8 protein-coding genes and 1 pseudogene are annotated in these 10901 nt (G+C 70.2%); 3 read left to right on the top strand and 6 right to left on the bottom strand.

Annotated elements, in window-relative coordinates; all coding sequences use genetic code 11:
- Nucleotides 1-20: 20 nt before the first annotated feature.
- Nucleotides 21-1229 carry a DUF418 domain-containing protein gene (locus tag DSY14_RS25645; RefSeq protein WP_211719184.1) on the bottom strand — a complete coding sequence of 403 codons (1209 nt, stop codon included), beginning with the start codon at nucleotides 1227-1229 and terminating at the stop codon, nucleotides 21-23.
- A 92-nt stretch (nucleotides 1230-1321) separates the two neighbouring features.
- On the opposite strand from DSY14_RS25645, the gene DSY14_RS25640 reads away from it, so the two are divergent.
- The gene (locus DSY14_RS25640) at nucleotides 1322-1963 is read left to right on the top strand and encodes a TetR/AcrR family transcriptional regulator (RefSeq protein WP_211719183.1); all 642 of its coding nucleotides are present in this window, start codon (nucleotides 1322-1324) and stop codon (nucleotides 1961-1963) included.
- Nucleotides 1964-2067: 104 nt separating this feature from the next.
- Here DSY14_RS25640 and DSY14_RS25635 read toward each other — a convergent pair whose 3' ends face one another.
- The gene (locus DSY14_RS25635) at nucleotides 2068-3732 is read right to left on the bottom strand and encodes a BCCT family transporter (protein WP_211719182.1); all 1665 of its coding nucleotides are present in this window, start codon (nucleotides 3730-3732) and stop codon (nucleotides 2068-2070) included.
- Nucleotides 3733-4243: 511 nt separating this feature from the next.
- On the opposite strand from DSY14_RS25635, the gene DSY14_RS25630 reads away from it, so the two are divergent.
- On the top strand, nucleotides 4244-4843 hold the full coding sequence (locus tag DSY14_RS25630) for an HAD family phosphatase (protein ID WP_211719181.1): 600 nt from the start codon (nucleotides 4244-4246) through the stop codon (nucleotides 4841-4843).
- Nucleotides 4844-4898: 55 nt separating this feature from the next.
- On the opposite strand, the gene DSY14_RS25625 is transcribed toward DSY14_RS25630, so the two are convergent.
- The 4 genes and pseudogenes from DSY14_RS25625 to DSY14_RS25615 all read right to left on the bottom strand — a co-directional run bounded on the left by DSY14_RS25625 (nucleotide 4899) and on the right by DSY14_RS25615 (nucleotide 9561).
- Nucleotides 4899-5786, bottom strand: a complete 888-nt coding sequence (locus DSY14_RS25625; protein WP_211719180.1) for an alpha/beta fold hydrolase — start codon at nucleotides 5784-5786, stop codon at nucleotides 4899-4901.
- A gap of 371 nt (nucleotides 5787-6157) precedes the next feature.
- The gene (locus DSY14_RS29045) at nucleotides 6158-7414 is read right to left on the bottom strand and encodes a helix-turn-helix domain-containing protein (protein ID WP_283091700.1); all 1257 of its coding nucleotides are present in this window, start codon (nucleotides 7412-7414) and stop codon (nucleotides 6158-6160) included.
- A 279-nt stretch (nucleotides 7415-7693) separates the two neighbouring features.
- Nucleotides 7694-8479: pseudogene (locus tag DSY14_RS29035) on the bottom strand (aldo/keto reductase); the annotation flags it as partial.
- 74 nt (nucleotides 8480-8553) lie between these two features.
- Nucleotides 8554-9561, bottom strand: coding sequence for an NADP-dependent oxidoreductase (locus tag DSY14_RS25615; RefSeq protein ID WP_211719178.1), 1008 nt, complete (start codon nucleotides 9559-9561; stop codon nucleotides 8554-8556).
- 99 nt (nucleotides 9562-9660) lie between these two features.
- Between DSY14_RS25615 and DSY14_RS25610 the strand changes: the two genes are divergently transcribed.
- Entirely contained in the window at nucleotides 9661-10626 is a 966-nt protein-coding gene (locus DSY14_RS25610) for a LysR family transcriptional regulator (RefSeq protein ID WP_374224060.1), read from the top strand.
- Nucleotides 10627-10901: the final 275 nt, after the last annotated feature.

Below are 10901 nucleotides of genomic sequence, written 5' to 3'. Positions count from 1 at the left end.
GTTCCGCGCCGAGGCCGGGCTCAGTCCCGCGCCGCCGGGGAGGGCTCCTCCTCGGGCACGGCCGCGTCCCTCACACCGGGGCCGCGAGTCATCCGGCGCAGGAACGTCTCAGCGGGGCCGCGGACCCCGTACCGGTCCATGACGGCGGCGATCACCACGGTGGCCGCCCAGACCGCGGCGCCGACCAGGACCGCCCCGGCGTCATCGAACCGTCCGGCGAGATCGAGGGTGTAGGGCAGGAACAGGACGACCCAGGCCACGGACTGCAACAGGTAGCAGGTCATGGACCGCTGACCGGTGGCGGCGAGCGCCCGCACGACGGGTCCTCGACGGCCCCCGATCGCCACCGCGACCAGCGCGATGGCGGCGGCGTACCCGAAACCGCCGGCGTATCCGGACACCACGTGGGCCCACTTGGCGGCGGCCAGCGCAACGGTGCCGGGCTGCCAGACCTGGACCATGACGAGTGTCTGCGGGATCGCGCCGATCACCGCGGAGGTGATGCCCACCAGCGCGACCAGGCGCAGGAACCCCAGGTGTCGTTCGGGTTCCTCCATGATGCGCCGTCGGGCCGCCCAGACCCCCACGGTGAAGGGCAGAACCGAGATACCGAGCATGAGCACGGTCATCACCGGCCAGACCGCGAGCCGCATGGCGAGGTCCACCAGAGGGGTGACCTCCAGGGACTGCGCTGGGAGACCGGCGGAGGCCGCGCCGGCCTCCGCCATGGCGTACACCAGCACCCCCACGGAGGCCCAGAGTAGACCCGTGGCGAGGAGGCGCCGGTCGCCGCGGCGCAGGAGTCCGGCCAGCAGCAGGGCGACGAGCCCGTACACGGTGATGATGTCGCCGTAGAAGAGGAGCGCGGTGTGCAGGAAACCGATGACGATCATCCAGCGGCCGCGCCGCCGCACGAGGGAACGCACCCAGGGCCAGGGGCGTCCCTCGGCGGTGCGGCGCAGGTGGATCCGGGCGAGGCCGTAGCCGAAGAGGGCGGCGAACATCGGGTAGCCGCGGGACTCGGCGAACAGGGTCATGAAGCCGGTGACCGCGACGTCCAGGGTTCCGGCCAGGCTGAGGCCGTCGGCACCGCCGACGATCTGGCGGAACATGTGCGCGTGCACGGTGGCGATGACCAGCAGCATGAATCCGCGGGCCAGGTCGGGTGCGAGGGAGCGCCGGGCGAGAGTGCCGCCCGGCGCCCCGGCCGGTGAGGATGCTCGGCTCATGGGGGCTCCGTTCCTCGGTGGTTCAACTTGGATACGATGGCGTATCTGAACACAGAATAAACTACGGCATCGTTTCTTATGATCGGGCGCACATGACCGACGACGAACGGCCGGCGGCCAAGACCACGCGCCGGCGCGGGCAGGCACTCCTCGACGCGATCCATGAGGCGGTCCTTCTGGAAGTGGCCGAGACCGGACCGTCCGGGCTCACCATGGAGGGGATCGCCCGGCGCGCAGGGACCGCCAAAACCTCGCTGTACCGGCGGTGGTCCACGCCGGAGGACATCCTCATCGAGGCCATCCGTCACCACTATCCGCAGGAGACCCCCACGGCCGGCGCCGACGACCTGCGCGGGGATCTCATCGCCGCGATCGGGCTCACCCGCGACCTCATGGGCGACCGAACCCTGGGAAGGGCCCTCCTGACCGTGAACGCCGAGGCCACGATGCGCCCGGAACTCCACCGTCGGATGTGGGCGGAGGTGTACGAACCCCTCGGCGGGCGCTTCACCCAACGCGTGATGGAGCACTACGCCGCGCTGGGGCACATCGACCCCGCCAGGGTCAACGAGCTCACCGCCGACATCGGTGAGTCCCTGATGCTCAAATACGCCGTGGACCACCCGGGCGAACTGCCACCGGAGGGATACGAGCGGCGCATCGTCGACGAGGTCCTTCTGCCCGTCCTGGGTCACCCGCCGGGGTGGTCGGGGGCGGTCGGACCCACCGTGTGAAGCGGGTCGGCCCCGAAGCGCTCTCGCAGCGCCTCGGGGCCGACCCGTGTCGTTTCGACGACCGACTCACCGGACCGATCGGACCGGTGGGCCGGTGCGTGGGGTCAGAACTCCCCGTTCTCGACCCGCCGGCCGTTGCCGTTCGCGCCTCCGCCGACCGGCCCGCCGCCGCGCCGGTTCCTGCGGCGCAGCCTGCGCGCCCGCGCCGCCAGGGAGACCGTGCGTTCACGCTGGGCACCGGACCCCTCGGCCGCTTCCTGTTGGAGCGACCTGACCAGCGCGATCATCATGAAGAAACCGATGATGAAGAACGGCAGCCCGAACACGATGATCGTCTGTTGGAGGGCGTCCAACCCTCCCACCCCCGTGGCGGTGAGCACGGTGGCGGCCACCACCCCCTCGGTGATGCCCCAGAACACGCGCTGCCGGACCGGGGAGTTCTCCGTGCCGGAACAGAGCATGTCCACCACCAGCGACGCCGAGTCCGACGAGGTGGTGAAGAAGATGATGACGATGACGATGCACATCGCCGAGACGAACGTGGTCCACGGATAGTGGGTGAGGAAGGAGAACAGCGCCCCGGGGATGTCGCCCTGGTCCACGACCTCCTCGACCAGGCCACCGCCCTGGTTCATCTCGATGTCGAAGGACGACAGACCGAAGACGCCGAACCACACGATACTGAACGCGGTGGGCAGACCCAGGACACCGAGCACGAACTCACGGATGGTGCGTCCCCGGGAGATGCGGGCGATGAAGATGCCGACGAACGGCGACCAGGTGATGGTCCACGCCCAGTAGAAGACCGTCCAGGAGCCCTGCCAGCCGGTGTTGCCGAAGGTGTCGTTCCAGAACGACAGAGGGATGAGCCACTGCAGGTACACACCGGTGGTCTCGATGATGCCCTTGGCCAGGTAGAGCGAGGACCCGGCGAGGAAGACGAAGACGAGCAGCGCCACCGCGATGACGATGTTGACCTGGGAGAGCCACTTGATGCCCACGTCGAGGCCGGAGGCCACGGAGATCACGGCGATGCAGGTGACGACGGCGATGAGGATGACCTGGTTGAGGCGGCTCTCCTCGATACCGAAGAGCGTGTTGAGGCCACTGTTGATCTGCATGGTGCCCAGACCGATGGTGACCGCGACGCCGAAGAGGGTGCCCAAGACCGCGAAGACGTCGATGGACCGTCCGAACGGGCCGTTGATCCGCTCACCGAGGAACGGGTAGAAGATCGAGCTGACCCGGAACGGCAGCCCCTTGCGGTAGACGAAGTAGGCGAAGGCGAGGGCCGGGAGGCAGAAGATCGTCCAGGTGTGCAGACCGAAGTGGTAGAGGGTGAAGCCCATGGCCTGCTGGGCGGCCTGCACGGATTCCGGATCGACGTTCTGCTGCGGCGGATTGGCGTAGTGGCTGATGGGCTCGGCCACGCCCCAGAACATGAGGATGCTGCCGATGCCGGCGGCGAACAGCATGCAGAACCAGGTGATGTTGCTGTAGTCGGGCCGGCTGTCCGGCGGCCCCAGGCGTATGTGTCCGTAGCGACCGAACGCGATCCAGATCAGGAAGATGAGGAATGTCGTCACGCCGAGGATGTAGAGCCATCCCATACGGGACAGGATCCACTCCGATGTGGCACCGAAAACGAGGTCCACCGTATCGGTGAAGGCGATGGCGCACACCACGAAGACGATGGTCAACGCGGCCGAGACGAAAAAGATCGCTGGGTTGGTGACCAGACCCAGCTTGCGTGCCAGCTTTGCGAGCATGCCGACTGCTTTCTGGTGGTTCGGGGTTGTACGGCGGAGTGCTGGAAGCTTTTCACCACCCGCCGCGCTCGGGACAGGATACGCACTGGCGCAGGCTTTATCCCCATTTCCTTTCCCGCACGCGGTGCGTGAACCCATACTCCCCAGGATCAGCGGAATAAACGCTTATCGTCATTTATGACCAAGCGGATACGGGGTGATGAGGCGTGAGAAATCACCCACCCGCCGGCTCGTGCCGCCGCGTGGCCCGCGGGACCGCGCGCCGACACCGCCTCGGAACCGGCACCGGGGACGGGTCGCCTCCCGGTGCGCCGCCACGGCCGCCGGCCCTGGGGGCGCACGAGATGTGTCCGTCCGCGCTGGTGGGCGCCGCGCGCGGGGCCCGGGCACCGACCCGCGGAGGCGTCCTTCCCGTGCCTACCATGGAGCCCGTTCGGGCCGCACGTTCGAGGCCCGCCCGCACGGGGAAGGAGCCCCGGCGTACCGACCTTCGGACCCCCGGGAGAAGTCTGTGAACACCGTGCTGTTCGACATGTTCGGCGTGGTCGCCGAGAACCAGTCGCCGACGGTCCGCGACGCCATGGTGGAGTACTCCGGACACGACCACGACGCCTTCTGGACGGCCTATTGGGCGGAGCGACACGGCTACGACCGTGGGGACGTCGACGGCCCCGAGTACTGGAAGGCCGTGGGCGCACGGCTGGAGGCGTCGTTCACCGACGCACAGGTGGCCCGACTCCTCGCACTCGATCTGGACAGCTGGTCGGCGATCAACGAGGACACGGTCGACGTGATCCGGGGGCTGATCGACGACGGTACGCCGTTGGGGTTGTTGTCGAACATCCCCACGGAGCTGGCGGACCGCTTCGAGGAGCGGTTCCCGCACGTGTTCGGACTGTTCCCGGTGTTGGGGCTGTCCTGCCGCATCGGCCACGCCAAACCGGAGGCCGCGGCGTTCGACTGGTGCCTGGAACGGCTCGCGGTCCCGGCCGAGGAGATCCTGTTCGTGGACGACAACACCGCCAACGTGACCGCCGCCCGCGAACTGGGGCTGCGCGGTCACGTGTTCACGTCGGTGCCGCAACTGCGGCGTGCGTTGAAGCAAGGGTGACCGGCGGCGGTCCCGCCGCGCCCGACCGGGTCGGACGCGCGGGTCGTCGGTGTGGTCAGGCGTCGAACTCGCGCAGGAGCTCGGCGACCTTCTCGGGCTGCTCGTAGAGGGACAGGTGCCCGGCGCCCTCGATGGTGCGCACCTCGGTGTCGAGGAACCGTCGGGCCGGCCCATGCAGTCGTGCGGGCGAGAAGAACGGGTCGTGCGACCCGGTGGCCACGGAGACCGGCGTATCGGCCCAGGCCCGGAAGGACTCCCCGTACAGCGGAGTCGGCGTGTAGTTCGTACGACAGTGGCGGGAGACCAGCGTCAGCCATTCCGCCTCGGACCGGTGCTCCGCGCACCCGGTGTCCGTCGACGGCCCACTGAGGAACTCGATCAGGCGGGTGCTGGTCTGCTCGTTGGGGTGGATCATCCACGGCAGGGTGGCGCGCATCGACTCCGAGCTGACCCCGGCGGCGGTCAACCCCGCGGGGTTGAGCAGCAGGAGCCCCGCGACCAACGGGTTCGGAGTGGACGACAGCGCGATCGCGGCGCCCCGGGAGTGCCCCAGGACGATGACCGGGCGGTCGGTGATGCGCGGTAGCAGCTCGTCGAGCCACGCACCGTAGGTCTCGATCCGGGCGCCGGCGTTGCGCCGACCACAGCTCAGACCGGGCTGCCCCGGAGGGTCGACCAGCAGTACCGGCCGGTCCGCGGCGAGAGCGCGGGCGGCGGGGACCGTGGTGGCGGCGTTGAAGTTGGTGCCCGACAGGACCAACACGGGAGTTCCGGGTCCACCCAGGCCGCGGAAGGCCTGTGTGGGGCCCAGACGGGTCTCCACGGGCGGAAGGGGTCCGAGTTCGGGCCACTGGCTCAGGGCTTTGTGACACCAGGCGTGCACGGACCGCTCGGCGTTCTCGGAGCGGTAGACACGCGCAGTGCGAAGGGGGACGACGGTCATGGATCTGGTTTCGCGTAGAGAGATGGGGTGTTCGCCGTCCTGACTACCCGGCGCACCAGAGAGGACTGTACGCCTCTGTCGGGCCCCTCGCCACTCGAACGGCACGAGCCGCGAGGAGGTGTGGTCCGACAGCCGCGTCGCCCTCATTCCTACCCCCGGCGAAGTGTCCCTTGTTGGGCATGTTCGCCCTGGTGCCAGGGCTGCGCATTCGGCCGGAAACGGTCAACGAACCCCGTCGACGTTTACTTTCGCCCCGTGTCCCGCCGAGCCCCGGGTACCCGATCACCGGCTCCGCCGATCATGGGATGCATGACCTCGCCGGGGGCGGCGCGTGCGCGGTGACTTCGCGCACGTGCCGACCGTCGACGGGGTCACCTTCCGCGGGATCCGCGCCGGATCACGTCACTCCGGTACTCCGTCGGTGAGGCCCCGAACTCCTTACGGAAGGTACGGCTGAAGACCTCCGGGTGGGCGAAGCCACAGTCGAACGCGATCCGGTGGACGGGGACCGCGTGCTGCGCGGGGTCCTCCAGACGTCGCCGGGCCCGTTCCAAACGCCGGTCGCGGATCCACCGCCCGACCGTGCGACCCTCCTGACGGAACACGCGGTGCAGGTAGCCGGTGGAGATGTGGTGCGCGGCCGCGATGCGGTCGGGGTCGAGCCTCGGGTCGTCCAGGTGCTGTCGGATGTAGGCCTGGGTCCTGAGCAGGAGCTCGTCGCGTCCCCCGCCCGCGGCCGCCCGGGGTTCGGTCTCCCCCGCCGGTGTGAACAGGGCGGACACCAGGTCCGCGACGACCACGCTCAGGCGGGGTCCATCCGAGGGGTGGTAGGGGTCGGGGTCGGCGAGCAACGAGGTGAGCATGCCGCCCAGCAGCGCCCCCGGACCCTGACGCCCCGACAGCCGCCCCACCGGGAGCGGTTCGTTCCAGCCGCCGGGGACGCGCAGTAACTCCTTGGGGACCTCGACCCCGAGGAAGGCGACCGGTTCCCCCTCGTTGCGCGCCCGCATCTCGAAGGGCAGGGACGAGTCGATCGGATAGAGGTCGTCCGGTGCGCAGGAGGTCAGGCGGTCGTTCTGGAACGTCTCCATCGCGCCGTGTCGGAGCAGACAGAGGTTGAGGCTCTGCGGATCCGACTCCTCGACGAGCCGCGCCGAACGCGACAGGACCGCGGTGTCGAAGCCCATGGCCCACACCCGGACGGGGCCGAGGAACACGTCACGCTGGTACATCCGGAATCCGGCGGTGTGCTCACTGGTCAGGTTCATCGGGGAGGGGGCGGCGGACACCAGTTCCCGGCACAGGTCGTAGCGGTGCTCGGCCGGGGTGCTCTCGCTGGTGAACTCGTTCGTGGTCAGCACAGGGGGCTCCGTTCCCACCCGGCCGAGGACGGGTGCACGGTGTGGTCTCGACACACGATCATCGCAAGAGCCACCGGAGGGCGCACGCCGGTTCTCCGCCGCGCACCCGGTTCTCGGCAGGAAAGGCCAGGTCGCCGAAGGTGCACTGAGGATCACGTCGTCCGTGCACCAACGATCATGGATCCGGGCCGCGACCTTTGCCAGTGTGGATCCCGGTCTCCTCGCGACAGGGCGGGATCCGGACGGGCCACAGGAGCGCCACCCCATCGCGCCCGTCCCCGTCACCGGGAGGAGACCCGCCGGGGGCCCGGTGGACGGCCGGTGGAGTGCGGAGGGTCGGTGCCCTCCCCCTTCCGGAGGGGCGCCCCGGCGGTGCCCATCGGCCCCGTGGGGCGGGACCACCGCCGCACCGCTTCCGGGCGCCGTGGAACGCACAGGGGGATCGGGCACACGCACGGGGGCGTGCGCCCGCGGCAAGTCCGCGGCCCAGGTGGTGCTGCGCTGGCACCTGCAGCTCGGCAACGTCGTGATCCCCAAGTCCGTGACCCCGTCCCGGTCCAGGCCGTTGACGCGCTCCAGCTCCTCGGCGGAGAGCTCGAAGTCGAACACGTCGACGTTCTCCCGGATCCGCGACGGGGTCACGGACTTGGGGATCACGACGTTGCCGAGCTGCAGGTGCCAGCGCAGCACCACCTGGGCCGCGGACTTGCCGTGCGCGGCGCCGATCTCCACCAGGGCCGGGTCCTCCAGCAGACCCTTGCCCTGCCCCAACGGGCTCCATGCCTCGGTGAGGATGCCGTGCTCCGCGTTGAGCGCGCGCATCGCGCCCTGCGAGAAGTAGGGGTGCAGCTCGATCTGGTTCAGGGCCGGGACGACCTCGGCCTCACCGAGCAGACGCCCCAGGGTGGACGGCGTGAAGTTGGAGACACCGATGGACTTGGCGCGGCCCTCGGCGTGGACGCGCTCCAGCGCCTTCCAGGTCTCGACGTACAGGTCCTGCTTCGGGCAGGGCCAGTGGATCAGGTACAGGTCGACGTAGTCGGTGCCCAGGCGCTCCAGGCTCGCGTCGAAGGCCTTCAGGGCCGCGTCGAAGCCCTGGTCGTCGTTGCCCAGCTTGGTGGTGAGGAAGATGTCCTCACGGGCCACCCCGGACTCGGCGATCGCGCGACCGGTGCCCTTCTCGTTGTCGTAGACACGGGCGGTGTCGATGCTGCGGTATCCGGCCTCGATCGCGGCCGACACGGAGGTGTGGGCCTCGTCGTCGGGGATCTGCCAGACACCGAAGCCGAGCTGCGGCATGGTGCGACCGTTGTTCAGCGTGACGTGCTGCAAGGGGTGGTGCCTTTCGACGGTGTGGTTCTTCGCCGCGACGGGTCGCGCCGCGGCTCTGGTGTGGGTCGGGTGGGTCAGGAGGGCAGACGCACCAGCATCTTGCCGGTGTTGGCGCCGCGCATCATCCCGAGGAAGGCGTCGACGGCGTGATCGATCCCCTCGACCACGGTCTCCTCCGAGCGCAGAGCGCCCTCGGCGAGCCACCGTGCGGCGCGCTCGTGGTACTCGGGGGCCAGGTCGGCGTGGTCACCGGCGAGAAAGCCCTGGAGCTTGATGCGCTTGCCGATGAGCAGGCCGAGGTTGTCGGGGCCCGGCACCGGTGCGGTGGCGTTGTAGATCGAGATCGCCCCGCACAGGGCGGCGCGGCCGTGCGGACGCATCCCCTGGATGGCGGCGCGCAGGTGGTCACCGCCGACGTTGTCGAAGTAGACGTCGATCCCGTCCGGAGCGGCGGCGGCCAACTGCCCTTCCAGGTCGCCCTCGCGGTAGTCGATGGCGGCGTCGAAGCCGAACTCCTCCAGCAGACGACGCTTCTTCTCGGGTCCGCCCGCGGATCCGATGACCCGGGACGCCCCCAGCCGCCGGGCGATCTGGCCGGCGAGGCTGCCGACCGCGCCCGCCGCACCGGAGACGAAGACCACGTCGCCCTCCTTGAGCCCGGCGACGGCGGTCAGTCCGGCGTAGGCGGTGAGTCCGACCAGACCGAGCGCGCCGAGGTAGGCCTGGGCGGGCGCGGCGTCGGTGTCGACGACCCTGGCACGGTCGGCGTCCAGGAGCGCGTACTGGCGCCAGCCCTTGGCGTGCAGGACGCTCGCTCCGACGGGCACGTCGGGGCTCTGGGAGGCCACGACGGTGCCGATCGCGCCACCGTCCATGACCTCGCCGAGTCGGAACGGCGGGACGTAGGACTCGGCGTCGTTCATGCGGCCGCGCATGTAGGGGTCGACCGACATCCAGTCGTTGCGGACCAGGATCTGTCCCGGTCCGGGATCGACGACGGTGGTCTCGACCACCGCGAAGTCCTCGGGTTTCGGCTCCCCCTGGGGCCGGGCGACGAGGTGGACTTCCTTGGCAACGGTCATGCTGTTCCCCCTGGGTGAGACGTGGTGGTTCCGTGCGCCGGGGCGCGCGCCCTAGAGCGTAGACCTCCACGAGATTCGATGACCAATAGAATCATCGAGGTGACCTATAGGATTTCCCATGACTCGGTCCCCGGAGGCGCTCCGCCGGCTCTGGAGGGCCCCCTCGATCTCCAGCTGCTGCGCACGTTCCTGGCCGTGTACCGATCCGGTTCGCTCACGGCGGCGGCCCGGCTGCTGCGTATCTCACAACCGACCGCCACCACCCAGATCCGTTCCCTGGAGCGACGGATGGGACACACGCTGTTCGAGCGGCTGCCCCGAGGGGTGGCTCCCACCGGCGAGGCCAACGAGCTCGCCGCGCGTGTGGCGGGACCCCTGGACGCGCTGGAGACGGCGGCCGAGGCGAGCACGGCGGGCACGGCCTCGTCACCGCCCTCGCCGCTGCGTCTGGCGGGCCCCGCGGAGCTGCTCGGGGAACGTGTGCTGCCCGCGCTGGCCCCGTCGGTCGACGACGAGGAGCTGCGCCTGCGCGTACGGACCGGCCTGGCGGACGACCTGTTGGAGGGGCTGCGTGCGGGCCGGCACGACCTGGTGGTGTCCACGGTGCGCCCCCGTGGTCGGATGCTGCTCGCCGAACCCCTGATGGACGAGGAGTTCGTGCTGGTCGCCGCGCCTTCCTGGGCGGAGCGGATCGGCGTGGACCGCGTCCGGCGGCAGGGGTGCACGGCCCTGTGCGGCACACCCCTGGTGACCTACGCGGAGGACCTGCCCATCGCGCGCAGGTACTGGCGGCACGTGTTCGGGGTCCGGCTGACCCACACGGCCGCGATCACCGTGCCCGACCTTCGGGCGGTGATGACGTCGGTGATCCACGGGGCCGGGGTGACGGTGCTCCCCCGGTACCTGTGTCAGGGCGCCCTGGAGGACGGCCGGCTGGTGGCGCTGCTGGAGCCCGAGGATCCTCCGTTCAACACGGTGTACCTGGCCCGACGCCCGGGGGCCTCAGACCACCCGCACCTGGAGCGGGTGCGGGCGATGCTGGTGCGCGCCGCCCGCTCCTGGTGAGGACGCGAAGGCGCACTCTCCCCGTCGTGGACGCGTCCGGAAAGGGGACGCCCGTGCCGGGAACGCCTCCGTGCCCGGGTTCGCTTCCGCTCGGGCCCGCCCGGGACCGGAACCCGAGAGGTCGGGCGCCCATGAGGGGTCTCGGGCCCCGCGAGGCCGCGCGACGCCGTGTCCGGCCGGGAGCGACGGGGAGGGACCGAGGGCCCCACGAGGGGCCGCGCGCGGCAGGGGCGCGGGCCGCACAGGGCCGCGTGGGATCGCGAGGACCCTCCGGC

It is taken from the genome of Nocardiopsis sp. MG754419 (assembly GCF_018207095.1).
Lineage (GTDB): Bacteria > Actinomycetota > Actinomycetes > Streptosporangiales > Streptosporangiaceae > Nocardiopsis.
Note: the sequence above shows the minus strand (reverse complement) of the source record. Positions and strands in the feature narration are given on the sequence as shown.